This is a genomic window from Paraburkholderia sp. Tr-20389, from assembly GCF_017104565.1.
Lineage (GTDB): Bacteria > Pseudomonadota > Gammaproteobacteria > Burkholderiales > Burkholderiaceae > Paraburkholderia.
Window position 1 is genome coordinate 49,765 of the sequence record NZ_JAAGPD010000033.1, and the last position, 24,787, is coordinate 74,551.

The window sequence follows — 24,787 nt, forward strand, 5'->3', positions numbered from 1 at the left end:
TTCGATATGTCGTATGGCATCGTTTCACGGATCGTCACGTTTGGCGCCATCCTGATGTTGGCGAGTTGCGGTGGAGGCGGAGGAGGGTCCAGCTCGTCACCGGGATCGCCTAATGCGAGCAGCAGCGAGCCGGCGCTGGCGAACGCAACGGCGCTCGCCGACGGCGCCAAGGTCGGCGACGACTATTGGGACGCGGGTTCGACGCAATCGGGCGGAACGGGCCAGGCAGTCAGCGGTCTGAATTGCGGTGCGCGCGGCAACATCTACACCTATTCGCATGTGGCGATCTATCTGAACGGCAGGGCGCTCGCACTGCCGACGAACATCGGCGCCGTGGCTCCGACGCTGGCGGCACAAACGGGCTGCGCGTATCCCGTACACACCGACGACGAATCGGGCAAGATCCGCATGGATGCAAGCACGGGTGCGTCCTATACGCTCGGCCAGTTCTTCGCGATCTGGGGGCAGCCGCTCACGTCGAGCAACGTCGCTGGACTGACGGGAATGCCGATCACCATCTACGTGAACAACGGCGGCCAGCTGTCGAAATACACGGGTGATCCCGCGAACCTCGTGCTGCCGCCGCATGGCGAAGTGTCGATACAGATCGGCACGCCGCTCGGCCAGATTCCCACGTTCACGTGGACCGATCCGCCTTCCTTCGATCCGAACCAGACGGTGCTCAGCTTCGGCGGCACGGTCGGCACTGTGCATTGGCAGGACGGCAGCACCTCGTCGGGAGGAACGGGCGCCGATGTCGACGGTCTCGTCTGCGCGTCGGGCATGGCCGAGACGTATCACGTGCACGCGCATCTGGCCATCATCAACAACGGGCAGTGGCTCGCGTTGCCGCAGAACATCGGTATTCTGTCGCAGTGCAACTACGAGATGCACACGCACGACCATACCGGGATCATCCACATCGAAACGCCGAACGTGAAGACCTTCACGCTGGGTCAGTTCTTCGACATCTGGGGGCAAACGCTGTCGAAAACGAATGTGGCGGGTGTGACGGGAACGGTGGTCGCCTATGTCAACGACAACGGCGATGTGCGCCGCTACGAGGGCGATCCGCGCGATATCGAGTTGATTTCGCACCGCGACATCACGCTGCAGATCGGCTCACAAGTGAATACGCTCGCGACTTACTCCTGGTACGAGCCGCAATAACGCCGGCGTTTCGGTGAGCCGCTGAAACCGGCCGCGATGTCCGCGCGCAATGCGCGGTTCTCGCGGCCGGTTTTTTTGTTGGGCGATGACGGACATGCATCCGCGATTCGTTGGCCAGATCCCGACATCGATCCACGCGCTGCGAATGATCAGACCCATTGCGCGGCGCGTTTATCTCCTTTGTTTTCAGGCACCTTGCAACGTCCGACGTGAGTCGCACGTTAACCCGCGCTCGACTGGCACAAGCCGTGCATTGTTAGCCGCGGGCGCAACGACGACCGGTCCGGCGTTTTGCCACCGCGTCAGCAGCATTGATCAGAGTTCGTGAAGAGTTCGAGAAAGTGTTGTCTGTTTGAGCCTCTTTGTTAGCGTGCCGCATCGCGGCCGTACACATCGTCCCATCCACGTCGAACATTGACGCGCAGCGTGAGCGCAACGCGTCAAGGCGTTCTTTTGTCTATTTGGAGTCCGTATGAAATCGAAAATCATCGTTGCCGTACTCGCCGCAAGCGCTGCCTCGCTCGCTGCCCCCGCTTTCGCAAGCGGTTATGGTCCTTCGCCTTACTATCGTCCGGATGCCGGCGCACCTGCGTCGCAGGCGGGTCAATCCGCGCAGACTCTGGCTGCTGAAGCAGCGCAGGCCAGTGCTGCCGATGAAAACCGTGCGGCCGTCGGCGGCGACGAAACCATGACGACGCAGTCCGGCCGTCGCGCACCCGCCGACCGCCACGATCAGGTCTATAGCGGAAGCTGATCCGCACGTCGCGAAGCGCCGTGTCGAGGCGCTTCGCGATGCGCGATGTTCGTCACTCGGGATGGCGGACGGGTTGTGCGGCCGGCGCCTGTTCCGGCGCTTTGGCTCTGGTCGGGCGCGAGAGCAGCGCATCGCGCAAGGTTTGCGCACTGTCGAGCAATGCGGTCGAGAAGAAGCAGCCCATCACGGCAGACAGGATGATGAAGATCGACGCGGCATCGACCAGCAAACCGAAGAGCTTGAACAGCAGCAGGCAGCTCGCGAGCAACAGCAGATTCAGCACGACACCGATGATCGCGGTCGCCTTCGGCACAGTGCGCACGAACGCTGCGAGTCTCGAATCGGTGTGCGGCAGATACCAGATGATCAGCATCCCGAAGCCGAGCACGAACAGCGTCTCGGCCCATTTGACCCAGACGGGACGCCGCAGGAAACGCCCTTCGAAAATCGTCTCGATGATCTGAGCCTGGATTTCGATGCCCGGAACCAGTTCGCCCAGCGCGGTCGTGCGCATATCGGTGAGACCTGTGCCCGTCAGTCCGACCAGCACGAGCTTGTTGCGGAAGCGCTCGGGATCGACCTGTCCTTGCAGTACGTCGCGGGCCGATACATAGCGATGCTGTGTCGAACGCATGGACGCGAAATGCAGCCAGATGTCGCCGTCGGGCTGCGTGGGCACCTGAACATCGGCGACACCGACCGACTCCATGCCCGCCGCGTCCGCATACACATCGACAGCCGCCGAGCGCGTGACGACGCGCAGCATCTCGATCGGCATGCACGGCACCAGCTTGTCGCCCAGCCCCAGAATCAGCGGAATGCGCCGCACCGTGCCTTGTTCCAGCGCGACGTTCAACATCGCCTGGCCGCGCGCGGCCGCCTGCAATTCAGGCAGGCTCGCGAGCACATAGCCATATCGTTTCACATGGTTCAGCGGATCGACGCCATGCACGAGAATCGGTGCGCTGCGCAGATCGGTGCTGGTATCGAACGCGGCGTGATCGACGGCGGCCGCACCGAGCACGGACGGCGCGGCGCGTAATGCTTCCGCGAGAATCGTCTCGTGGCTCGGCAGCGCGCGCAAACCGGCGGCGAGCGCGGCGGCCGAAGCGGGCAGGTTGTCGGCCACCTTGTCGGGCGAGGTCTGATCCGCTTCGGGCATGTAGAGGTCGAGGCCGATCGCAAGCGGCTTCTGGGCGGCGATCGCATCGACCAGACTGGCCAGCCGGTTACGCGGCCACGGCCATTGGCCGACGGCGGCAAGCGTCTTGTCGTCGATCGCGACGATGGTCACGGGCTGCGAAGCCGGCACACGCGGAAAGCGCCGCTGATAATGATCGAACAGCAGTTGCCGCGCCGAGTTGAATGAGTCCGGGATGAAATCGTCGAATCGGTCGAAGACGGCCGGACGCGCAATGCCGCCGGGCCACTCGCTATACAGGTTGAGCAGGCTCAGTCCGAACAGCACCGCGAGCGCCACGGGGCGCCCTTGTCCCGCCTTCAACAGCTTGCGGAAATACGTCTGCCAGGCGGTGCTCAAACGTTTCATCTGATCAACGGCACGTCAATGCCGGCCACGGACGCGGTGACGGGTCACCCGGATCATTGAATTGTAATGACGACGCGCCGGTTCATCTGATTAGGGACACCGTCTGCCGTATGCACGAGCGGCTCGCGTTTGCCGCGTGCCGCCGTTTCGATCTCCTTGGCCGGAATGCCCGCCTTGACGAGGAACTTCGCGACGGTTTGCGCGCGTTGCATCGACAGCCGGTCGTCGTACTCCGGCGATCCGGCGAGGTCCGTGTGGCCGACGATGGTCAGATGCGGCGCGGGCCACGTGGCGAGCACGGCCTTCATCTGCTGCACCGTGGCGGCGGATTGCGGCGCCAGCTCCGTCGCCGAGTCGAACAGGAAGTTGATCGTGAACGTGGTGGGACGCGGCGGCTGCGCAGCGAGCAGCGTGCCGTAGCGCGTTTCGACGTTCGACGGGGTATCGACGGCCTGTTCGATCTTGCCGCTCTTCGCGACCTCGGCCGTCTCGTAAGCGTGATCCAGCACTTGCGTCTTGTTGCCGCTTTTCACGACGACGGAGCCGACGCTGCCGTCGGAATTGGGCAGCAATGTGATCTTGTCCGGCGTCGAGCATCCGCACAGGCAGGCGGTCGCCGCCGCGAGCGCGCTCCACGCGAGCCGCGCGCGCGAGGCGTTGAATGCAGGGGCCTTCAACGCGCGCTCTCCCCGTCGCCGACCTCGATGATGAATTCGGTGCCGCGTACGCCCAGCGTCGTGGTGGGCGTGCTGAAACGCACGGCTTCGGGATGCGCTTTCGCCAGCTTGCCGTCGACGACGGCGAGCGAGCCGCGCCGGATGGTGGCGTCGAGCGCGCCGTCGTGCGTCGTCGTGTTGTAGGCGAAGTGGTTGAGTTCGAGCACGGAACTCGAACCCTCGGAAAGCAGCGTGTTGTCGCGCAATGTGATGCCGACGGAAGAGGCGGGGCCCGTCACGATCCGGTCGTTGCCATAGACCTCGCTACCGATGAGCGCGTCGACGCTTTGTGCGGCCCGCTCGATATGGACCGCGCCTTTGACCGTCTTGACGACGCCGATCGCATCCGCTGCGCATGCGTCGACGGCAGGCGCGCATCCGCAGGCGAAAACCAGTGCATAGTGAACGGTTTGCTTGCGCATAGTTGACGACCTTGATGACGGGTGGGACGTCGCGCGAGAGCGCTGCGCCGGCACGCCGCTGGTGAGAGCGGGCGCGGCCTTGCGGAGATCATCGGAGAATAAGATGCGGGCCGTGGCGGCTCTGTGCGCTGCCGCACATATCGCGGTGCGGTCGGGCGCGTTTCTGGCAGGGACGTGCGGTGAATGCGCGCTGCAACCGTTACGCGCTCGCCTGATTCACTTCACACAAATGCGCCTCATAGGTGCGAAGTATCTGCGGAATTTCGTCTCTGAGAAACTCGACGAAGCTCTTGATCTTCGCATCGAGATAACGGCGTGACGTGTACAGCGCATACGCCGTGAGCGGCTGCAGACGATAGGCGGGCAGCACGCGCGTCAGCGAACCGTCGCGCATCGCCGACACGGCCGTCGACATCGGCACCGCGCCGATGCCGATGCCTTCTTTCAATGCCACGGCCAGCCCGTCTGCGGAGTTGATCCGGAAACCTGCTGCATCCAGATGCACGGTCTCGGTGCCGTCGGGGCCTTCGAGCAGCCAGCGATCGGTCGGATACACGGACGACACGAACTGGAAGCACGTGTGCTGCGACAGCTCATGAACGCCACGCGGCACGCCATGCTCGCGCAGATACGAAGGCGCCGCGCAGAGCACGCTATGCAGCGTGCCGAGCCGTTGCGCAACGAGGCTCGAATCGGGCAGTTCGTCGACGCTCAGCTGGACGCTCACGTCATAGCCTTCGTCGATGATATCGGGCATGTGCTGCGACAGCGTCAGCTCGACGGAGACGCTCGGATAGCGCTGCCGGTAGCGAACGATGGCGGGCGTCACATAGGTTTGACCGAAGCTCGACGTGGCATGCACGCGCAACAGGCCCGTGGGACGAATCTGTGCGTCGGCGGCCTCGGCTTCCGCCTGATCGACGAATGCGAGAATCTGCTCGCAGCGTTGCAGATAGCGATGCCCCGCTTCCGTCAGCACGACCCGGCGTGTGCTGCGGTTCAACAGGCGTGCGCGCAGATAGGCTTCGAGTGCGGAGACGGCGCGCGACACGGCGGGCACGGTGATGTTCATGCGCTGCGCAGCGCCTGTAAAGCTGCCTTCCTCCGCTACGCGAGCGAAGATCCGCATGTTGGTGAGAGTATCCAATGGTCAAGCGCTCCACAGTGCGCGCCGCGCACTGTCTTCAAGCCCGTATGCTGTTGATGTCGCTTCGCAGAATACGCGATCAGTCGATTTGCCGCTGATAGAGCGCGAAGAGGCCGCCGCATACGGCGATGCCGATCAGAAAGTAAAAGCCGTCCAGCGCGCTCAGAAAACTCGCCTGTTGCGTGACGATGCGGCCGATCTCGACGAGCGCGAGTCGGTTCGCGTCGCCTGCTGTATGGCCGTGTCCTTCGAATGCTTGCGTAAGACTATCGAGCGAATGCTGGAACACGGGATTGAACGGATTCACGAACTCCGTCAGGCGCGTCTGGTGCAGGGCTTCGCGGTGCTGTTCGAGAATGATCATCGTCGCCGTCGAGAACGAATAGGTCAGTTGCTTGACCATGTTCTTGAAGCGATAACCGTGATTGAACTCTTCGGCGGAAAAGATGCGGAACGCCAGATTCGCGACAGGCAGCACGATGAACACGAGCAGCATGCCGCGCAACAGGAGGGGCGGCAGCAGCCACGGCACGCTGACGTCGGGCGGCATGCAGACCATCCAGCCGCCGAGCAGGGCAGCCATCATGAAGCCCGGAACGATCAGCCAGCGCTTGTGTTTGACGAGAGGTGCGAGCCGGAAATAGCCGAACGCGATCGCCAGCGACGCCATCGATGTGAGACCGACCAGCCGTCCCGCGTTTTCGACGGGATAACGAAGCCCGCTTTCGAGAAAGCGCGAGACCAGATAGCTGAACGCATTGCTGATGTAGTAGAAGAACACGTACAGCGCGATGCCCGTCTGGAAGGTGCGTTCGCGCAGCGCGTGCAGCCGCACGAGCGGGTTCGGATGATGCCATTGATGCCACGCGAACCAGCCGAGCGACACCAGTCCCGCCACCGTCAGCCCCACCAGCAGCGGCGAACTGGCGAACAGTTCGAAGCGCACCTGCTGCATCGCGATCTGCAGCGCGCCCTGTGCAAACGCAAACACGATATACGGCCAGAAATGCGCGTCGCCGCGTGCTTCGCGATGCAGCTTGCCGAACGGCGGCACGACGAGCAGCACGACAAGTGCGAGCACGACGCCGCCGAGCGTCGTGCAGACGAACAGCGCGCGCCAGTCGAAGTCCGCAAGCAGATAGCCGCCCACCAACGGCGCCAGCGCGCTTGCCAGCAGGATCATGCAAAGGAACGCGCGCACTGCGGTCGGGCGCCGCTGCGCCGTGAAGTTCGTCTGAATGAGGATGCGGCACGCGCTCATCATCGGGCCGATGAAGTAGCCCTGCGCGCCGCGCGCAAAGGCCAGTTCGATCGACGACTCGCTCAGCGCGGCCGCCATCGAGCCGGCTGCGAACAACAACAGGCATCCGCCGATATAGCGCCGGTAGCCAAGCCGTTCGACCCACCATTGCTGTTGAAGGATGCCGAGCACGGACGCCACCGCGTAGGCGCTCGACGACCACACGAGTTCGTCCGTCGATGCGTTGATGCCGCCCGCGATATAGCTGGTGAAGAACGAGAAGATCGTGTTGTCGAAGTACTCGAGGCCGGTGGCGAGGGCGATGGCCCAAGGGAAGAAGTCCTCGCGCAGCCGGCTTGCCGCGAACCGCGGATGTCCTGCGCGTCCGGGCGGCTGCGCGGCGGTGATTGCGACGACGGAGGAATCTTCGGTAGACATGCGGAAACGCGGCGGCCGTGCGACTCGGAGTAGAGCGCATTGTACATCAACGTGTACGTTCGCGTACATGTTGGGGCGCGCCACGGTTTTTCCGTGACGCGCGAGAGATTCAGTTCCTGGGGCGTGCCGCATCGAAGCGGCGATGCAGCGCGACAGCCTGGCCGCGCAATATGGCTGCGCCGTGCTCGACATACGCTCGCAGCAGATGATGTGCGATTGCGAACGGCTTCGGCGCCGACAGTCCGTCGGTATGCGTGCCTTCGAGCATTGCGGCGACTTCTGTACGCGTGAACCAGCGTGCGTCTTCGAGTTCGGTGGTGTCGATCACGATGTCGGTGTCGCTGGCCTGCGCGAAGCAGCCGATCATCAGCGAAGACGGGAACGGCCACGGCTGCGACGCGAAGTAGACGACCTCCGCGCAGTTCACGTGCGCTTCTTCGTGCACTTCGCGGCGCACGGCGTCTTCGACGGTTTCACCCGGCTCGACGAAGCCCGCGAGCGCTGAATACATGCCCGGCGCGAACTGGCGCTGGCGTCCGAGCAGGCAGCGCTCGCCGTCGATCGTCAGCATGATGACGACGGGATCCACACGCGGAAAGTGACGCGCGCCGCATGCGTCGCACAGGCGTTGCCAGCCGGCCGCCGTCGGGCGGCTGCGGGCGCCGCAGTTCGCGCAGAAGCGATGACGGTTGTGCCAGTCGAGCATCGATTTGGCTTCGCCGAGCACGCCGAGCAGTTCCTGCGGAACGAGACCTTGCAGCGCGATCGAGCGCAGGTCGATGCGGTCGTATGGCAGCTCGCGCGCCGGTTCTTCGTCCTTTCCGTCGCGTGGCACGAGGCCGGGCGCGAAGCCGAGCGCGAAGCGTCCGCTGCCGTCGCTGTCCTCGCCGAGAAACACGCTTTGCAGCGCCTGGCCGAAAGCGAGCGCCTCGCTCGCGACGAACCACACGTCGTGCCGTTCACCGCGCTTGAGCAAAGGGACGTCGCCGTCGAAGACGAGAAAACGCGCGGCGGAATCGTTGCGCAGTTTCGCGATGAAGGATTCGTCGTCGCGCTTGTCGGAGCGGCGGTCGAGGTGATTGAGGTTGAAGCCGATGGAAGCCGAAGGAACGATCATTACGTTGGAATGTGGGCCGGAACGATCCGCAAGTATGGCACGGTGTCCCGCATGGCGCAGGTGCACGCGAAGGCGGTCGGGCGGCCTTACCTCAGCCGCCCGGCCAGCGTCGCGCGCGATGACGTCAAACCTGCTTCACCGCTGCGAGTGCATCGGCGAGACCCGCGCCCGTCGCACCGTCTTCGCCGACGCCCGCCGGCACGCCCGCACCCTTCGGATCGCTCGCGGGGTTCGCGTGGCCCTTCGTCACGTCGCGCGCGGTGCGGCGCAGGATCGCCTTGATGTCGCTCGGCGAGAGGTGCGGGTCCGTCTGCAACAGCAGCGCGCACAGGCCTGCCAGTTGCGGTGCGGCGGCCGACGTGCCGCTGAATATGCCCCAGCCGTCGTTGGGTGTGGTGCCGTCGAACGCCGCGTTTTCGCGATCGATCTCGCAACCGGGCGAAACGGGCAGCGAGATGTACGTCGCGTGCGGCAGCAGGCCGACGAGCCCGCACACGTCGGGCACGCTGCGGCCCGAATAGATGAGGCTCGTGAACGCGCTCGCGTAGTCGGACGCGCGCATCGCGCCGGTCTGATCGACGAACACGCCGCCCGCCGAAATGATCTCGGGCATCTGGCCGGGGAACGAGTAGTGGCCGTTGCCCGCCGAGAACACGATCACGATGCCGCGCTTCACGGCCGCCTGGATTTCCGCCTCCAGCGCGACCAGCCCGTTCGGCAGCGTCTTCAGCGGCGTGTTGCCGGGGCCGCGCAAGTCGTAGCCGAGGCTCACGGAGATCACCTGCGGGTCGTGCTTGAGCGCTTCCTGCAATCCTTCCAGCACCGATGCGCCGCTCGACGGATCCGCTTCGTTGTCGAGCTTCACGCCGATGAACGTCGCGCCCGGCGCAATCGCGAAGATGTTGGCGGATTCGCCCGTGCCGTGGCCGTTGCCGTCGGTGCGGCGGTCGGTGGCGCCCGGCGCGAGCACGACCGACGACGAGTAGCCATGCGCCTTGAAATAAGGATGGCCGTGCGCAAAGCCGCTGTCGATCATCGCAATCCGCACGCCCTTGCCCGTGATGCCCTGCTGGTGCACGGGCGTCGCGTTGAGCTTGAGGGCAACGTCGGCGGGTGCGGCGAGATGGAAGTAGGGCACGGTAGGCGGCGTCGCGGACGGCGCGGCGGCTTCGCGCGGCTTCGGCGCGGCGCGCTTTTTCGCTGCCGTGGCCGGCGTCTTGCGCGCCTTTGTGCTCGTTGCTGCCTTCGCGGCCTTCGCCATGTAGATGTGCGGCCACTGGATATACACGTCGTCGAGCAGCGACCGGATGGAAGGGTCCGGATTCCACGGCGCGTTGTCGGGCGGATAGAGCACCGAGCCGAACTGCGCCGCCGACGCACAAGGCGCTTTCATGCGCTTGAGCTTTGTCTGGAACAGCGCTTCGAATTGCTCGCGTGTGCAGCGCATCGACGCCGACAGCGACCCGCGGCCCGTCAGCGTGAAGCCGCGCCGCGCGAGTTCGGCGAGTGCGAGATCGGTTTGCGCGGGATCGGGGATGAACGACGACACCGTGTCCGTCGACATGCGCGCGCCGAATTTGGTCGGTCCGATGTCCTGGCCCGGGCGGTTGAACGTGATCGCGACGCGAAGCTCTTCTCCTGTGTCGCTGCGTGAGGGGCGGGTCGTTGCATCATGCGGATCGTAGGCCTTCATCGCTTCTTCTCCTGTGTCGACGGCGGCAGGCGCAAGGGGCACAGAGGGCGCAAGCGCGCCTGCGCCGTCACATGCAAGACGAATGCAGGTTAATCGAATGAAAGATGCTGCGGCGCTTCGCTGATCGATGCGACGTAGGGTTCAAGACTGCCGGGCACGGCAAGGGTTCCGCCCGTATCGGAAGAACAGGAAAAAAGCGCGCGGAAAGCGGCATCGGGCATACGCGCCGATAGCGTGGCGTGACCCTCGCCGCTGATCTGCATGCCGAGTTGTTCGGCGGCGCGTTTGGCCGCCTCGCGTGCCGCGTCGTTACGGCATGGGTCGTGCAGCAGAAGCTGCAGGCGCCGGACAGGGCAGGGTTCGTTCGTCATCGCCACCTCCGTATCGGTTGCAGCACAACGGGCCTTCGCGCTCGAAGACGGCCTCCGATATTACGCCGGCGCGCGCGTCGATGCCATCGCGCGGCGTGCCTGTTACAGCAGATGCGAAACTTCCAGATGGCGCTGCGCGAGAGGACGCCGGCTCGACAGAAGCTGCGTCTGCCGCGTGAGCCATGCGTCGATTTTTTCGGCGGCAATCGCCAGCAGAGTGGACACGATCATGACGCTCGCGCCGAGTGCGCAGAAGACGAAAAAGGGCGGGTGGAAAGGCATGGCGGCTCCTGATGTCGGTGATGCGAAATGTCGTCGTTTCCAGCACCGGCATGCAGTCGTGGCTGGGTGTGACGACATGATGCGTCGCGCGAATGAGGAGAAAATTAGGCGGCGCGCTGCGTTCAAGCGGAAGTGAACGACACGGCGTGCGTCACACGCATTCCGTCTGAACCTCGCCGCTCTGCACAGGCGCAGCGGCCGATGCGTTCTCGTTGCGCTTGCGGAAGCTCGCCAGCGTGATGAGGCCGAGAATGGCGAGCACGCTGCCGAACCAGAAGTCGACGGGAATGCCGGCGTGGTCGACGATCGTGCCGCCGACCGACGAGCCCACGGCAATCGCCACCTGAATGATGCCGACGAACAGCGCCGAACCCGCTTCGGGCAGATCGGGCGCCGCTTCCTGCATCCACACGCTCACGCACAGCGGAATCGCGCCGAACGCGACGCCCCACGCAAGCACGACGGCCGTTACGACGGGCGCCATGTCCTTGAGCAGCGGCATGGTCAGCAACGCGATCAGCAGCAGCACCGTCATTGTCGCAAGCGAGCCCCTGAGCCTGCGCGCAACGAAAGTCGACACCGCGAAGTTCGACACGAAGCCGATGATGCCGAAGCCGAGCAGCACCGCCGTGATCGTCGACGTGCTGAAATGCGCGTCCTGCAGGAACGGCGCGATATAGGTGTACGACGAGAAATGCGCGCCGAAGATCAGCGCGACCATCAGCAGACTCTTGCGCGGAAACGGACGGCGCACCAACGTGACGAGATCGGCGAAACGCAATGCTGCTTTCGACGGCAGCGACGGCAGCAGCGCGAACTGCGCAATCAGCGCGACCGTCACGAGCACCGCTGTCGCGATGAACGACATGCGCCACGACGCGAAGCCCGCGATGAACGTGCCGAGCGGCACGCCGATCACGGTCGCGCAGGTCACGCCGGCGAGTATCGTCGCGGTCGCGCGTGGTGCTTCGTGCGCTTTCACGAGCCGGCTCGCCGCGGCGAGCGCGAGCGTCCAGAACCCGCCGAGCGCGACGCCGAGCATCGCGCGGCCCACCAGCATCACGGGAAACGACGGCGCGAATGCCGACAGCAGGTTCGACGCGAGCAGCATCACGGTCAGCAGAATCAGAATCAGCCGGCGATTCACGCGTCCGGCAGCAAGCATCATCCCCGGCGCGGAAATCGCCGCCATGATGCCGGGAATCGTCACCATGAGGCCGGCTGTTCCCGGCAGCACGTCGAAGGTCCGCGCGACGTCCGGCAACAGGCCGACGGGGAGGAATTCCGTCGTCACGAAAGCGAACGCGCCAACCGTTACCGACGCGACCGCGAGCCATGCGCGCAACGGCGAAGAGGCGCCGTCGGCGGTGTCTTGCAGGTTGCTCGAAGGAGTGTTCTCGAAGTTCATAGCTGTGCCGGTGTATGGGTGTATCGCTGGATCGATAGAGCGCGTCACCTTATCACCGCTTTCCGAAATGAGCAGACGGATTGCACAGACCGCGCTGCGCGCGTCAATCCGACCTTTCCCGTACTCCGTTTCAGGGCACGCGAAAATTCTGCCGCATACCATCAGTGTTTTCCCAGCGTCCCGCCCGTCCGCATGCCCATAAGAAAATCAGATCGGATTGCACGATCTTTGCAATGATCTCCGTCCCTTACGTTGGCTATCCTGTGCATGCGGCTGGGCTGCGTGCGATGCCGAAACGTTACGGCGCGAGCGCGCCGCCCGGACCGTCCCTTCCCGTTGCGAGCGGCCGATAAGCACGCCGCATCGCGGCAATCCGACGACAACGACAGGAGACAGACAGATGCGTGCGATCTGCAACGCAGGACCGCTTGCGCCTTCTTCGCCAGCGACGGCCCGCGCCGGGCGCCTGGCAACGCTCATGAAGCATCGATTGATGCGCCACGTACTGACGCTGTTCGCCGTGTTCGTCTCGTTGATGACGGCGCTCGCGTGGCCGTCGGGCGCGCATGCCGCATCGGGTCTCGCCAATCTGCCCGCCGTGATGCCCGCGATGAATTGCGCGGCCGTCGCGAGCCTCGATCTCACGGGCGTGACGGACGGCACGGTCACGATCACATCGGCCGTCGTGCTGCCTGCGGGAACGGTGGTCGGCAATCGCACACTGCCTGCCGCGATGTGCGACGTGAAGGGCACGATCGGACCGGGCGCATCGCTGTTCGAACTGCAACTGCCGACGCAAGGCTGGACACAGCGCTATCTGCAAACAGGCTGCGGCGGCCTGTGCGGCAACCTCTCGATCAGCGCGCCGATGGCTTCGACCTGCGTGCCCGTCACCAACGGAACGATCGCGATGGCCGCGACCGACATGGGCCACGAAGGCGGCAACGACGGCTCATGGGCGCTCGATCCGAAGGCCAAGCTGGACTTCGCGTATCGCGGGGAGCACGCGACGGCGCAAGTGGCGAAGGCGATCATCAACAAGTTCTACGCGCGGCCCGCGAAGTACGCGTATTTCGACGGTTGCTCCGACGGCGGCCGCGAAGCGCTGATGGAAGCGCAGCGCTTTCCGGACGACTTCGACGGCATCGCGGCCGGTGCGCCCGCCAACGACCTGATCGTGCAGAACACCTTCCATCACGGCTGGGCCGTCGCTGCCAACATCGATCCGAACACGGGCAAGTACATTCTGCTCGCGGGCAAGCTGCCGCTGATCCACGCAGCCGTGCTGAAGGCGTGCGACAGCATCGACGGCGTGACGGACGGCGTGGTCGACCGGCCGCAAGCGTGCCGTTTCGATCCCGCGACGCTGCTGTGCGCGAAGGGGCAGTCGTCCGCGACGTGCCTGTCCGCTGCGGAAGCGGATGTCGTGCGGAAGATTCATGACGGCGCGACGGACCCGAACGGCGCGCGTCTGGAGCCGTACGTTTCGCGCGAATGGGGTTCGGAGCTGAACTGGAGCCTCTTCGTGCCCGCGACGGATGCCGGACCTGGCGGCAGCATCAACTTCGTGATGCCGTTCCTGCGCTACCTCGACTACTTCAATGGCTCGAACGCGTCGGCAACATTCGGCGACCTGAAGTTCACGATCGATGCGTTCCTGAAGACCGTGCCGACGTCGAAATACCTCGCGGCCACCGATCCCGATCTGCAGCCATTCGAGCGCCGTGGCGGCAAGTTGCTGCTGTGGCATGGACTCGAAGATCAGCACATCTCGCCGCGTTCGACGATCGAGTACTACACGCAGATGAAGAACGTGATGGGCAGCGATCGTGTCGACAGCTTCGCGAAGCTTTATCTCTTCCCGGGCGTCGCGCATTGCGGCGGCGGAGACGGTCCGAACACGTTCGACATTCTGACGCCGCTGATGTCATGGACGGAGACGGCCACGAAGCCAGGCAAGATCGTTGCATCGATCGTCGACTCGACGGGCCAGGCCACGCGTACGCGCCCGGTGTTCCCGTATCCCGCCGTCGCGCGTTACACGGGGTCGGGCAGCACCGACGACGCAGCCAACTTCGTCGCCGTGCAGGACAACACGCGTATCGATCTGAACTGGATCGGCGAGTGGCTGTACTCGCCGGGTTACGAGGCATGGTGTCAGGCGCAAGGCACGCAGCTGAACTGCACGGGCGGCAACAACTGGAGCAGCTACCGCAAGACGCAGATCCGCCGGGACAACAACCAGTGACCCAGGCGTTGCGCGGCCGTCTTCAGGTCGTCGCAACGAGAAACGCTTCGCCCGTCGACGGCCGCAGGCCATCCGGTCGACGGGCGAAGTAGCGTCCGGCGAGGTCGCCTGTCGACACGTACTCGACGCGTCTGAAGCCTGCTTTGTGCGCGAGCGCCAGCATCTCGTCCGGCGCGAAGAAGCTGATGAACGGCGTGCCCGCTGCACGCGCGCGCTCGTACACGTACTCGTGCTGCGCGCGTTCCGCGGGATCGATCAGATCGAGCGGCAGCAGGAAGGTCATTGCGAGCGTCGATCCGGGCGCCAGCTTCGCGATCTGACGCAAGGTGGCCAGATTCGCGTCGCGCGTCAGGTACATCGACACGCCCGTCGACGCGATCACGGCGGGCGCGTTCGTGTCGAAGCCTGCATGCGCGATCTGTTCCCACCACGACTGGCCTGCTTCGAAATCGACGGGCACGAGCCGCAGCCAGTCAGGCACACCGTAGCCGAGTTCGATCAGGCGATTGCGCTTCCACGCCTGCGCGCCGGGCCGGTCCACTTCGAAAACGGTCAGACGCGACGCGCTCTCAGGCTTGCGCTGCGCGAACGTATCGAGCCCCGCGCCGAGAATCACGTATTGCTCGACGCCTCGATCGCGCTGTTGCGCGACCAGATCTTCGATGAAGCGAGCGCGGCCCACGATCGACGCGCGATAGCCGCGCGTGCCCTCCGCATCCATGTCGGGACGGTTGCGCCAGTCTGCATCGGGCGCCGCGAGGCGCAGGCCGATTGGGTCGTCGAGCACATGGGGCGCCGCGTCGACCTCGACGTGCATCGCGCGCCACAATGCGACGCGTATGGCCGTGCTGTCCGGCGCAACAGTCTGATCGTCCTGCATGATGTCTCCCTCGGAATTGGAATGCCAACGACGTGAATCTAAAACGGCGGTGCACGTGCTTGTCAACATCGGCGCGATGCGCGTCGATGCAGGCTGCATAGGCGTTTTTCGTGCGAGCGCTGTTGCAGCGCAAACGGAATACCCGGCGGACGCAAGCGCCGGCAAGACGCGGCGCTATACTGTGTGCCCGTCTCTATCCGACGACATAACAAATTGGCAGATCACGATCTGAAGCGGCTGAAAATCGACCGGCCCGCCGTTGCTACGGGCGGCCGCCGGCGTAACTGGATCGGCTACGGGGCCGTCGCGCTGATCCTCATTGGCGCGCTCGTCATCGCGCTCCGGCTCGCCGGGCCGCAAGCCGTCGACACCACGACCGTGGTCTCGGCCTATCCTTCGCAAACCTACACGCTGCTCAACGCGACGGGCTACGTCGTGCCGCAGCGCAAGGCTGCCGTCGCGTCGAAGGCGCAAGGGCGGCTCGAATGGCTCGGCGTGCTGGAAGGTACGCGGGTCAAGAAAGACGAAGTGATCGCGCGGATCGAGAGCGCGGACGTGTCGGCGTCGCTTGCGCAGGCGAAGGCGCAGATCAAGGTTGCGCAGGCGAACCTTGCGCTGCAGCAGGCCGAACTGAAGAACGCCGAAATCAATCTGCGCCGCTCGAAAATTCTTGCACCGAACGGCGCGATCCCCGCGACGCAGTACGACGCAGACGTCGCGCGCTACGACAAGGCGGTAGCCTCGGTCGACAACAGCCGCGCCGCGATCGTGTCCGCGCAGGCGAATGCGCAGGCCGCGCAGGTCGCCGTCGACCAGACCGTGATCCGCGCGCCGTTCGACGGCGTCGTGATCGAAAAGCATGCGAACGTCGGCGACAACATCACGCCGTTTTCGCAGGCGTCGGACAGCAAAGGCGCTGTCGTGACGATCGCCGACATGGACACGCTCGAAGTCGAAGCCGACGTCGCGGAATCGAACATCGCGAAGATCGCCGTGAACGCGCCGTGCGAAATCCAGCTCGACGCGCTGCCCAATGTGCGCCTCGCGGGCAGCGTGTCGCGCATCGTGCCGACCGTCGACCGCTCGAAGGCGACGGTGCTCGTCAAGGTGCGTTTCGTCGATCACGACGAGCGCGTGCTGCCCGACATGAGCGCGAAGATCGCGTTCCTGTCGAAGCCGGTGCCGCCCGAAGACCGCAAGCCGGTCGTGGCCGTGCAGCCGGCTGCGATCGTCGAGCGCAATGGTCGCAAGGTGGTGTTCGCCGTCAAGGACGACACCGCGCGCGAAGTGCCCGTCACGACGGGCGAGACGCTCGGCGAACTGGTCGCGGTCAGCGGCGTGCATCCCGGCGACGTACTGGTGCGCGCGCCGAACGAGCACATCAAGGACGGCGCCAAAGTCTCCGTGGCGAAGAAACAGTGAGCGCGCCAAACCCCGCCACGCCGCCGCTCGTCGAGATCCGGCACCTCGTGAAGTCGTACCGTCGCGGCGTGCAGACCGTGCCCGTGCTGTCCGATATCACGCTTGCGATCGGCGAAGGCGATTTCATCGCGCTGATGGGGCCGTCCGGCTCGGGCAAGAGCACGCTGCTGAATCTGATCGCGGGTATCGACCGGCCGGACGACGGCGAATTGAGCGTCGGCGGGCTGGATATCACGCGGCTGTCGGAGTCGGCGCTCGCGCAATGGCGCGCGGCGCATGTCGGCTTCATCTTCCAGTTCTACAACCTGATGCCCGTGTTGACGGCATTCGAGAACATCGAATTGCCGCTCATGCTCACGCGCCTGTCGCGCAAGGAGCGCCGCGAGCGCGTCAGTCTCGTGCTCGACATGGTGAATCTCGGCAATCGCGCGCATCACTATCCGTCGGAGTTGTCGGGCGGACAGCAACAGCGCGTCGCGATTGCGCGCGCGTTGATCACCGACCCGACGCTGATCGTCGCCGACGAACCCACGGGTGACCTAGACCGCGCCTCCGCCGAAGAAATCCTCTCGATGATGCAACGCCTGAACCGCGAACTGGGCAAGACGATCATCATGGTGACGCACGACGCGCATGCGGCGGGTGCCGCCAACGCGCTCGTGCATCTGGAGAAGGGGGAGCTGATCGATGGCAGCAGAAACTGAACCCCGCGCCGGCGCGCAATCATGTACCTGCTGAAGCTGATCACGCGCAACGCGCTGCGTCACAAGTTGCGCACGACGCTGACCGTGCTCGGTCTGACGATCGCGGTGCTCGCCTTCGGGCTGCTGCATACGGTCGTCGACGCGTGGTACGCGGGCGCGGCGGCGGCATCGAATGCGCGGCTCGTGACGCGCAATGCGATCTCGCTCACGTTCCCGCTGCCGCTGAGCTACGAGAACCGCATTCGCGGCGTGGAAGGCGTGACGATGGTCGCGCGGTCGAGCTGGTTCGGCGGCATCTACCGCGAGCCGAAAAATTTCTTCGCGCAGTTCGCCGTGTCGGACAACTATCTCGACCTGTATCCGGAGTTTCTGCTGCCCGCGCAGCAGCGCTCGGACTACGAGCGCGACCGCAAAGGCTGCCTGATCGGCAGGCAGCTTGCGACGGCCTACGGCTTCAAGGTCGGCGACGTGATTCCCATCAAGGGGACGATCTATCCGGGCACGTGGGAATTCGTCGTGCGCGGCATTCTGGACGGCCGCGACGAATCGACGATCACGCGTCAGATGATCTTCCACTGGGACTATCTGAACGAAAGCGTGCGCAAGATGCCGGGGCGCAAAGCGGATCAGGTCGGCGTGTACGTGGTCGGCATCGACAATCCTGACGATGCCGCCGAAATCTCGCGGCGCGTCGACAGCGTGTTCAAGAACTCGCTCGCCGAAACGCTGACGGAAACGGAGCAGGCGTTCCAGCTCGGCTTCGTCGCGATGTCGAATCAGATCATCGCGGCGATCCAGCTCGTGTCGTATGTGGTGATCGTGATCATCATGGCCGTGATGGCGAACGCGATGGCGATGAGCGCGCGCGAGCGCACCGTCGAATACGCGACGCTCAAGGCGCTCGGCTTCGGGCCGGGCTTTCTCGCGCTGCTGATGTTCGGCGAGTCGCTGACCATCTGCACGGTCGGCGCGGGGCTCGGCATGCTCGCGACGCCGCCCGCCGCCGCCTTCTTCAAGCAGGCGACGGGCGGTGTGTTCCCGGTGTTCACCGTGTCGCGCGACACGATGCTGCAACAGGCGGCGTGCGCGCTCGTTGTCGGGCTGGCGGCCGCCGTCATTCCGGCGTTGCAGGCGGCGCGCGTGCGGATCGTCGAAGGCCTGCGGGCGATCGGCTAAACGGAAAGCTAAAGGGAAAAGCGCGTGGCAATTCCGCTCTCGTACATCGCCCGCAACCTGTGGACCCGCCGTCTCACCACGGCGCTCACGGCTGGCGGCCTCGCGCTCGTGGTGTTCGTGTTCGCGACGGTGCTGATGCTCGACGCCGGTCTCAAGAAGACGCTCGTGTCGACGGGCGAGCAGGACAACGCCGTCGTGATCCGCAAGGGCGCGGAGACGGAGGTGCAGAGCGCGATCGACCGCGGGCAGGCCAACGTGATCGAAATGCATCCGGCCGTGGCGATGGGCGGCGACGGGATGCGGATGGCGTCGAAGGAATCCGTCGTGCTGATCTCGCTGCTGAAGCTCGGCACGGGCAAGCCGTCGAACGTCGTGATTCGCGGCGTGTCGCCCGCGGGCATGAGCTTGCGGCCGCAGGTGAAGCTCGCATCCGGGCGCATGTTCAGTCCCGGCTCGTCGGAGATCGTGGTCGGCAGCAGCATCGCGAAGGGTTTCAGCGGCACGCAGCTAGGGGAGCACCTGCACTTCGCGCAACGCGACTGGACGGTGGTCGGCACCTTCGACGCGGGCGGCAGCGGTTTCGATTCGGAAATCTGGGGCGATGTCGATCAGTTGATGCAGTCGTTCCGGCGCACCAGCTATTCGTCGATGGTGGTGCGGCTTGCACAATCCGACCAGTTCGAACAGTTTCGCGCCGATCTCGACGTCGATCCGCGCCTCGCGGAAGAAGCGAAGCGCGAGCAGACCTTCTACAGCGACCAGTCGAAGGCGCTGTCCAGTTTCCTCAATATTCTCGGCATCACGTTGTCGACGATCTTTTCGATTGCCGCGATGATCGGCGCGATGATCACGATGTACGCGTCGGTCGCCAATCGCGTCGCGGAGATCGGCACGTTGCGCGCACTCGGATTTCAGCGCGCGAACGTGCTGGCCGCGTTTCTGATCGAGGCGATGCTGCTGGGGCTGGTGGGCGGCCTGGCGGGTCTGGGCTGCGCGGCGTTCATGCAGTTCGCGTCGTTTTCCACCACCAACTTCCAGACCTTCGCGGACCTGTCGTTCCGCTTCGTACTCACACCGTCGATCGTCGGGAAGACGCTGCTGTTTGCGACGACGATGGGGCTCGTCGGCGGATTTCTGCCGGCGATGCGCGCGGCGCGGATGAATATCGTTGATGCGTTGCGCGCGCGCTGACGCCGGTTACTTCGCTTTGCTCGCCTGCTGATCGATCTCCGCGCGCAGCCGGTCTTCCTGCTCGCGCAACTCGGGCGTGAACTCGTCGCCGAAATCTTCCGCCTCGAATATCTGACGGATTTCGATTTCCGAATCGCCTTCCATCGGATTCGGGCAGCGCCGCACCCATTCGACGGCCTCGTCCATCGACTTCACCTTCCACAGCCAGAACCCGGCAATCAGTTCCTTCGTCTCAGCAAACGGACCGTCGATCACTGTCCGCTTCTCGCCGGAAAAGCGCACCCGCTTGCCACGCGAACTCGGATGCAGGCCTTCGCCCGCCTGCATGATGCCCGCCTTGACGAGTTCCTCGTTGAACTGGCCCATCGCCGCCAGCAATTCGGTGCTGGGCATCTTGTACGCTTCCGAATCGGTCGTCGCCTTCACGATCACCATGACTCGCATCGTTGTTCTCCTGAGTGTGTTGTCGAAGCCGCGCGAAATCGCGGCCTTCATCACGACGACGTTCGAGCGCTGCCGGGATCGACAGCGTCACGCAAGTTTATTTCTTCTTGCGACGCGCGGCACCGTCCGCGCGGGCGGTTTTCCACTGCGGTTTGCGTTTGACCCGTGCTTCGGCCCGCTGCGCGTCCGCCCATTCCCGGATCATTGCGACCAGCGCGCGCAAGCCGGCCGGCGCGTGCCGGCGCCCCGGATAGTAGAGGCACAGGCCGTCGAGCGGCGGTGTCCAGTCGTCGAGCACGCGAATCAGCGTGCCCGCTTCGAGATCGGCGGCGACGGTCCACTCGCTCAGATACGTGAGGCCGACGCCGGCGCGCGCGGCGTCGAGCATCAGGCCGGATTCGTCGAGCGTCAGCGCGCCCTTGCCGTCGATCCGCACCGTCTCGCCATGCCGCTCGAACTCCCATTGATAAATCGTGCCGCTCGGCATACGCGTGCGGATGCAGCGGTGCTGATCGAGATCGTGGGGCGTGCGTGGCGGCGTGTGCTGCGCGAAATACGCGGGGCTTCCCACCACCGCAAAGCGCTGCCTGTCGCCGAACGGCACGGCGATCATGTCCTGCGGCACTGTTTCGGCGAGACGGATACCCGCATCGAAGCCTTCGACGACGATATCGATCAGCCTGCCTTCCGTGACGATGTCGAGTTTCATCTCCGGATAGCGCTCGAGGAACGCGATGAAAACGGGCATCGCCTGATGCGCCGCGCCCACCGACGTGTTGATGCGCAGCGTGCCGCTCGGCGTGTCGCGAAAGCTGCCCGCCTGTTCGAGCGCGACGCGGATGCTGGACAGCGCGGGCGCCACGCTGTCGACGAATTGCGCGCCCGCTTCCGATAGCGACACGCTGCGCGTCGTACGGTTGAACAGGCGCACGCCGATGCGCGCTTCGAGCCCCGCCACCGCGTGACTCAGCGCCGACGTCGAGACGCTCAGTTCGTTGGCGGCGGCGCGAAAGCTGCGATGGCGCGCGACAGCCAGTACCGCTTCCAGTTCGGTCATGCCCGTCGTTTTCATTGTCCTGTTTTGCTCAATAGGTCATGTCCGATTGTACGGCTAGTCGGTTCAATCGCGCGCCGCTATCTTTATGCCATCGGAAGCACGTTACGGGATACGCAGATGCACACAATCGACAGAATCTATATCGACGGCGCGTTCGTCACGCCGCACGGCGAAGAGTGGTTCGATCTCTTCAACCCCGCCACCGAACGCGTGATCGGCCGCGTGCGCCTCGCCGACGCGAAAGACGCGCGTGACGCGATCGCGGCGGCGAAGCGCGCGTTTCCGGCGTTTTCGCGCACCAGCAAACGCGCCCGCATCGACATGCTCAGGCGCATGCATGCCGCTGTCGTTGCGAAAGAGGACGAGCTTTACGAGGCGATCATCGAGGAATACGGTGCGCCCGTTTCGCGTGGGCGCTGGATGGCGCAGCATGCGAGCAACGTGCTGGACGAAGCGGCCAAGGTGCTGGACCACTTTGCGTTCACGCGGCAAGCGGGCACGGCCGAAGTCGTGATGCAGCCGCTCGGCGTCGCGGGACTGATCACGCCCTGGAACAGCAACGCTGGCTTCATCTGCGGCAAGCTCGCGGCGGCGCTGGCGGCAGGCTGCACGACGGTTATCAAGCCGAGCGAAATGAGCGCGCTGCAGACGCAGATCGTCACGCAGGCGCTGCACGAGGCGGATTTGCCGCCCGGCGTGTTCAACATCGTCACGGGGCGCGGCGATTCCGTCGGCGCGCAGATCAGTTCGCATCCGGATGTCGCGAAGATTTCGTTCACGGGATCGACGGCTGTCGGCAAGACCATTCTGCGCACGGGCGCCGACACGCTCAAGCGTGTGACGCTGGAACTGGGCGGCAAGTCGCCCTTTGTCGTACTCGACGATGCCGACTTCGCGCAGGCCGTGCCGCTCGCGCTTCAGGCGGGCTTCATGAACAGCGGCCAGGCGTGCATCGCGGGTACGCGCATTCTGGTGCCGCGCCGGCGTCTCGCGGAGTTCGAAGCGCTCGTGCGTGACGAAGTGGTGCGCACGCAAGCGGGCGATCCGCGCGATCCGCGCACGACGGTCGGCCCGATGGTCAGCCAGAAGCAATGGGAGCGGGTGCAGCGCTATATCCGTATCGGTATCGACGAGGGCGCGCGTCTGATCGCGGGCGGCGAAGGGCGCCCCGAAGGTCTCGACGCAGGCTGGTTCATCCGGCCGACGGTCTTCAGCGACGTGACCAACGACATGACGATCGCGCGCGAGGAAATCTTCGGCCCGGTGCTGTCGATCATCGCGTATGACGATGTCGAACAGGCCATCGCGATCGCCAACGATACGAACTACGGCTTGCAAGGGTACGTGTTCTCGCACGACAAGGCGCGCGCGCGGGAAGTGGCGTCGCGCATCGAGGCGGGGCGCGTGCTCGTCAACACGCTGGCACACGAGCCCGCCGCGCCGTTCGGCGGATTCAAGCAGTCGGGTATCGGGCGCGAGTACGGCACATATGGGATCGAAGCGTTTCTCGAACCGAAGGCGGTGCTCGGCGTGTTTTGAGCGCGACGTGTGGCGTCGACAGTGGCGGCAAAGGACGGTTCGTCTTTCGCCGCCTTTCCTTTTCTGTCTCGTGCTGGAAGTGCGTTATCACGGCATGCATCGGCTGGACGGAGCGCGGCGCGTGTTGCCGCGCCGTATCGATCCAACGCGCATGTGATACGTGAAAGCGTGAGTAAGCGAACGTTGCGCGGCGGCACTCCCATCACGTGGGACGCGTTGATATCGTTTCGGAATCTTCATTACTGCAACGGCAGCGTCATATCTGCCGAACGCCATGATCCCGCTGAAACGAATTTCCCTTCTCGCCGCGCTCGTCGCGCTGACCGCTGCTGCGCACGCGCAAGTGCCGCCGTCGTCCGATCTTCCGCCGCCGCACGACGGTCCCGCACACGACGGTCCGCCGCCGCATGGTCCTGGCTTTGCGGCCGTCAACGATCTCGAACACCTGCAACGTCTCTACGACATGAGCGGGCGCGACGCCGAGATGAATGCGGTCTATCACGACGTGCTGTCGAAAACGCACGATCCCGCGCTTCGTCATTACGTGTATGTCGCGCTGGCGCGCAACCAGTTGAAGCCCGCCAATGTCGATCAGGCGATCGACACGATCCGCAAGAGCCTCGACGAAGATATCGAAGCGCTCGACAAGCGCGCTGCCCCGCCTGCCAAGCGCTAAACGTTTGCTTTAAAGACCGCTGCTCGTCTCATACGAGCAGCGAAATCAGGCCGCCGATGGTCAGTCCTGCGGCGAGCCATTTGCCTGCCGAGTAGAAGCTGTTGCGCTCGTCCTTCGGCTGATCGGGCCGCTCCAGTCCCAGTGCGCCATACGCGAATGCCTTCACGGGCGAGATATCCGATGGCGTTGCATCGTCGCCGGCCGTCACGTCGTCGGCGGTGTCGCCAGTGCCGATGCCGTCGGTGCCGTCGATATCAGCCGTGTCCGCGCCGGTATCCGTGTCGGCGTCCATGTCCGCGTCTGTCGCCACCGATGCGTTCGCGCTCGCGTTGCTCGTCTGATCCCTGCTATCCGCTCGCTGCATGCGAGACACCGCCGCCGCGCCGGCGGGCGAAATGCTGACCGTCACGCCGGGCTGTGCGGCCTGGGTCGCGGCATCCTGTTTCGAATCTTTCTGTCCGTTGCCGATCGCGCTGCCCGCCGTGGATTGTGCCACTGCAGCCGATGCTTCGCCGGACACGGAAGTGCGATGCGTCGACGGCGTGGACGCCGTCCCATATCCGACACTGCTTACCATTGCACGCCTCCTTCAGTCGCGAATTCCAGTTGCACTGATGGCGCTAACGTCTGCTTGCGCGCACAACTTGAGGGCTCGTAAGGCCAGGTAAGCAAACCGCGTGCATCAAGCGGCGATATACACCCACGCGTCGATGCCGGATTTCAGCGTGACGAGCACGCGCCTGTAGTCAGCGACTTCGTATTCGTCGGCGGCCGCGAGTTCCTGCGGGGTGATCTCGAAGACGGTGCCCGCCACTTCGTCGGCGGGATTGCCGCTCGGGCGCACGACGGGATGATGCGTCTTGCCGCTGATCTCGACGACCTTCGGATCGGCGATCGCAAGCAGTGTCTGCGCGTAGCCTGGCAGCGCGTCCGCACGTCCGGCGAGTTCGCGGCCGAAGCTCGAAATCTGCACGTTGCGATCCTGCAGCGTGCCATACGAGAAGAGATGAACGATCGGGGTATCGGGCGTGTTCAAGTGGTGCTCCTCGAATGAACAGGGTCGGAGAAGCGGTCAGTCTACCGTTGCCGCTTTCAGCGTGCCTTCGACCGGCGCGCTGAGCCACACAGAAAGAATCGGAAAGC

The 24,787-nt window shown here is 64.6% G+C and carries 24 protein-coding genes; 9 read left to right on the forward strand and 15 right to left on the reverse strand.

Translation table 11 applies throughout. The features are described from left to right. The first annotated feature begins 6 nt into the window (after window positions 1–6). Both G3N95_RS27185 and G3N95_RS27190 read left to right on the forward strand, forming a co-directional pair. Window positions 7–1,170: a hypothetical protein gene (locus G3N95_RS27185; protein ID WP_205973255.1), complete on the forward strand. Its 1,164-nt coding sequence runs from the start codon at window positions 7–9 to the stop codon at window positions 1,168–1,170. A gap of 472 nt (window positions 1,171–1,642) precedes the next feature. After that, window positions 1,643–1,924: a hypothetical protein gene (locus tag G3N95_RS27190; protein ID WP_205973179.1), complete on the forward strand. Its 282-nt coding sequence runs from the start codon at window positions 1,643–1,645 to the stop codon at window positions 1,922–1,924. A 52-nt stretch (window positions 1,925–1,976) separates the two neighbouring features. Here G3N95_RS27190 and G3N95_RS27195 read toward each other — a convergent pair whose 3' ends face one another. From G3N95_RS27195 to G3N95_RS27240, 10 genes are all read right to left on the reverse strand, one after another. Next, the gene (locus G3N95_RS27195; protein ID WP_205973180.1) at window positions 1,977–3,473 is read right to left on the reverse strand and encodes a CHASE2 domain-containing protein; all 1,497 of its coding nucleotides are present in this window, start codon (window positions 3,471–3,473) and stop codon (window positions 1,977–1,979) included. Window positions 3,474–3,526: 53 nt separating this feature from the next. Further along, a complete protein-coding gene (locus tag G3N95_RS27200) occupies window positions 3,527–4,150 on the reverse strand; it encodes an OmpA family protein (protein ID WP_205973181.1) in 624 nt (207 codons plus the stop codon). Then, entirely contained in the window at window positions 4,147–4,611 is a 465-nt protein-coding gene (locus G3N95_RS27205) for a FecR domain-containing protein (protein WP_205973182.1), read from the reverse strand. The genes G3N95_RS27200 and G3N95_RS27205 overlap by 4 nt, the downstream gene beginning before the upstream one ends. A 199-nt stretch (window positions 4,612–4,810) precedes the next feature. Then, window positions 4,811–5,758: a LysR family transcriptional regulator gene (locus G3N95_RS27210; RefSeq protein ID WP_205973183.1), complete on the reverse strand. Its 948-nt coding sequence runs from the start codon at window positions 5,756–5,758 to the stop codon at window positions 4,811–4,813. 79 nt (window positions 5,759–5,837) lie between these two features. Next, window positions 5,838–7,436 carry an MFS transporter gene (locus G3N95_RS27215; RefSeq protein ID WP_205973184.1) on the reverse strand — a complete coding sequence of 533 codons (1,599 nt, stop codon included), beginning with the start codon at window positions 7,434–7,436 and terminating at the stop codon, window positions 5,838–5,840. A gap of 109 nt (window positions 7,437–7,545) precedes the next feature. Beyond that, entirely contained in the window at window positions 7,546–8,553 is a 1,008-nt protein-coding gene (nudC, locus tag G3N95_RS27220) for an NAD(+) diphosphatase (RefSeq protein WP_205973185.1), read from the reverse strand. A 124-nt stretch (window positions 8,554–8,677) separates the two neighbouring features. Next, complete coding sequence (locus G3N95_RS27225; protein ID WP_205973186.1) at window positions 8,678–10,246, reverse strand: S8 family serine peptidase; 1,569 nt, start codon at window positions 10,244–10,246, stop codon at window positions 8,678–8,680. Window positions 10,247–10,335: 89 nt separating this feature from the next. Continuing rightward, a complete protein-coding gene (locus G3N95_RS27230) occupies window positions 10,336–10,617 on the reverse strand; it encodes a hypothetical protein (protein ID WP_205973187.1) in 282 nt (93 codons plus the stop codon). Between the two features lie 102 nt (window positions 10,618–10,719). Then, on the reverse strand, window positions 10,720–10,899 hold the full coding sequence (locus G3N95_RS27235; RefSeq protein WP_205973188.1) for a hypothetical protein: 180 nt from the start codon (window positions 10,897–10,899) through the stop codon (window positions 10,720–10,722). 151 nt (window positions 10,900–11,050) lie between these two features. Further along, complete coding sequence (locus tag G3N95_RS27240; protein ID WP_205973189.1) at window positions 11,051–12,307, reverse strand: MFS transporter; 1,257 nt, start codon at window positions 12,305–12,307, stop codon at window positions 11,051–11,053. Window positions 12,308–12,707: 400 nt separating this feature from the next. On the opposite strand from G3N95_RS27240, the gene G3N95_RS27245 reads away from it, so the two are divergent. Then, the gene (locus G3N95_RS27245) at window positions 12,708–14,555 is read left to right on the forward strand and encodes a tannase/feruloyl esterase family alpha/beta hydrolase (protein ID WP_205973190.1); all 1,848 of its coding nucleotides are present in this window, start codon (window positions 12,708–12,710) and stop codon (window positions 14,553–14,555) included. A 22-nt stretch (window positions 14,556–14,577) separates the two neighbouring features. Here G3N95_RS27245 and G3N95_RS27250 read toward each other — a convergent pair whose 3' ends face one another. After that, window positions 14,578–15,435 carry a class I SAM-dependent methyltransferase gene (locus tag G3N95_RS27250; protein ID WP_205973191.1) on the reverse strand — a complete coding sequence of 286 codons (858 nt, stop codon included), beginning with the start codon at window positions 15,433–15,435 and terminating at the stop codon, window positions 14,578–14,580. A gap of 213 nt (window positions 15,436–15,648) precedes the next feature. Here G3N95_RS27250 and G3N95_RS27255 point away from each other — a divergent pair, with 213 nt between their 5' ends. From G3N95_RS27255 to G3N95_RS27270, 4 genes are read left to right on the forward strand one after another with little or no spacing between them, the layout of a single operon-like run. After that, window positions 15,649–16,857 (forward strand): efflux RND transporter periplasmic adaptor subunit, encoded by a 1,209-nt coding sequence (locus G3N95_RS27255; RefSeq protein WP_205973192.1) that lies wholly within the window; start codon window positions 15,649–15,651, stop codon window positions 16,855–16,857. Beyond that, a complete protein-coding gene (locus tag G3N95_RS27260) occupies window positions 16,854–17,561 on the forward strand; it encodes an ABC transporter ATP-binding protein (RefSeq protein ID WP_205973193.1) in 708 nt (235 codons plus the stop codon). The genes G3N95_RS27255 and G3N95_RS27260 overlap by 4 nt, the downstream gene beginning before the upstream one ends. Window positions 17,562–17,582: 21 nt before the next feature. Then, entirely contained in the window at window positions 17,583–18,737 is a 1,155-nt protein-coding gene (locus tag G3N95_RS27265) for an ABC transporter permease (RefSeq protein ID WP_205973194.1), read from the forward strand. Between the two features lie 24 nt (window positions 18,738–18,761). Then, window positions 18,762–19,928, forward strand: a complete 1,167-nt coding sequence (locus G3N95_RS27270; protein ID WP_205973195.1) for an ABC transporter permease — start codon at window positions 18,762–18,764, stop codon at window positions 19,926–19,928. Between the two features lie 6 nt (window positions 19,929–19,934). On the opposite strand, the gene G3N95_RS27275 is transcribed toward G3N95_RS27270, so the two are convergent. After that, entirely contained in the window at window positions 19,935–20,372 is a 438-nt protein-coding gene (locus tag G3N95_RS27275; protein ID WP_205973196.1) for a YciI family protein, read from the reverse strand. A 97-nt stretch (window positions 20,373–20,469) separates the two neighbouring features. Beyond that, window positions 20,470–21,444 (reverse strand): LysR family transcriptional regulator, encoded by a 975-nt coding sequence (locus G3N95_RS27280; protein WP_205973197.1) that lies wholly within the window; start codon window positions 21,442–21,444, stop codon window positions 20,470–20,472. A 102-nt stretch (window positions 21,445–21,546) separates the two neighbouring features. Between G3N95_RS27280 and G3N95_RS27285 the strand changes: the two genes are divergently transcribed. Both G3N95_RS27285 and G3N95_RS27290 read left to right on the forward strand, forming a co-directional pair. After that, window positions 21,547–22,968 (forward strand): aldehyde dehydrogenase family protein, encoded by a 1,422-nt coding sequence (locus G3N95_RS27285; protein WP_205973198.1) that lies wholly within the window; start codon window positions 21,547–21,549, stop codon window positions 22,966–22,968. A 274-nt stretch (window positions 22,969–23,242) separates the two neighbouring features. Then, on the forward strand, window positions 23,243–23,644 hold the full coding sequence (locus G3N95_RS27290) for a hypothetical protein (RefSeq protein ID WP_346778416.1): 402 nt from the start codon (window positions 23,243–23,245) through the stop codon (window positions 23,642–23,644). Between the two features lie 28 nt (window positions 23,645–23,672). On the opposite strand, the gene G3N95_RS27295 is transcribed toward G3N95_RS27290, so the two are convergent. Continuing rightward, the gene (locus G3N95_RS27295) at window positions 23,673–24,221 is read right to left on the reverse strand and encodes a hypothetical protein (protein WP_205973199.1); all 549 of its coding nucleotides are present in this window, start codon (window positions 24,219–24,221) and stop codon (window positions 23,673–23,675) included. A gap of 105 nt (window positions 24,222–24,326) precedes the next feature. Further along, complete coding sequence (locus G3N95_RS27300) at window positions 24,327–24,680, reverse strand: gamma-glutamylcyclotransferase family protein (protein WP_205973200.1); 354 nt, start codon at window positions 24,678–24,680, stop codon at window positions 24,327–24,329. Window positions 24,681–24,787: the final 107 nt, after the last annotated feature.

Bases quoted from the DNA above. Each gene is read 5' to 3' on its own strand.
- G3N95_RS27275 (WP_205973196.1), bottom strand. From the start codon at position 20,372: ATGCGAGTCATGGTGATCGTGAAGGCGACGACCGATTCGGAAGCGTAC.
- G3N95_RS27190 (WP_205973179.1), top strand. From the start codon at position 1,643: ATGAAATCGAAAATCATCGTTGCCGTACTCGCCGCAAGCGCTGCCTCG.
- G3N95_RS27215 (WP_205973184.1), bottom strand. From the start codon at position 7,436: ATGTCTACCGAAGATTCCTCCGTCGTCGCAATCACCGCCGCGCAGCCG.
- G3N95_RS27280 (WP_205973197.1), bottom strand. From the start codon at position 21,444: ATGAAAACGACGGGCATGACCGAACTGGAAGCGGTACTGGCTGTCGCG.
- G3N95_RS27225 (WP_205973186.1), bottom strand. From the start codon at position 10,246: ATGAAGGCCTACGATCCGCATGATGCAACGACCCGCCCCTCACGCAGC.
- G3N95_RS27205 (WP_205973182.1), bottom strand. From the start codon at position 4,611: ATGCGCAAGCAAACCGTTCACTATGCACTGGTTTTCGCCTGCGGATGC.
- nudC (WP_205973185.1), bottom strand. From the start codon at position 8,553: ATGATCGTTCCTTCGGCTTCCATCGGCTTCAACCTCAATCACCTCGAC.
- G3N95_RS27295 (WP_205973199.1), bottom strand. From the start codon at position 24,221: ATGGTAAGCAGTGTCGGATATGGGACGGCGTCCACGCCGTCGACGCAT.
- G3N95_RS27285 (WP_205973198.1), top strand. From the start codon at position 21,547: ATGCACACAATCGACAGAATCTATATCGACGGCGCGTTCGTCACGCCG.
- G3N95_RS27230 (WP_205973187.1), bottom strand. From the start codon at position 10,617: ATGACGAACGAACCCTGCCCTGTCCGGCGCCTGCAGCTTCTGCTGCAC.
- G3N95_RS27240 (WP_205973189.1), bottom strand. From the start codon at position 12,307: ATGAACTTCGAGAACACTCCTTCGAGCAACCTGCAAGACACCGCCGAC.
- G3N95_RS27290 (WP_346778416.1), top strand. From the start codon at position 23,243: ATGATCCCGCTGAAACGAATTTCCCTTCTCGCCGCGCTCGTCGCGCTG.
- G3N95_RS27245 (WP_205973190.1), top strand. From the start codon at position 12,708: ATGCGTGCGATCTGCAACGCAGGACCGCTTGCGCCTTCTTCGCCAGCG.
- G3N95_RS27185 (WP_205973255.1), top strand. From the start codon at position 7: ATGTCGTATGGCATCGTTTCACGGATCGTCACGTTTGGCGCCATCCTG.
- G3N95_RS27235 (WP_205973188.1), bottom strand. From the start codon at position 10,899: ATGCCTTTCCACCCGCCCTTTTTCGTCTTCTGCGCACTCGGCGCGAGC.
- G3N95_RS27265 (WP_205973194.1), top strand. From the start codon at position 17,583: ATGTACCTGCTGAAGCTGATCACGCGCAACGCGCTGCGTCACAAGTTG.
- G3N95_RS27250 (WP_205973191.1), bottom strand. From the start codon at position 15,435: ATGCAGGACGATCAGACTGTTGCGCCGGACAGCACGGCCATACGCGTC.
- G3N95_RS27195 (WP_205973180.1), bottom strand. From the start codon at position 3,473: ATGAAACGTTTGAGCACCGCCTGGCAGACGTATTTCCGCAAGCTGTTG.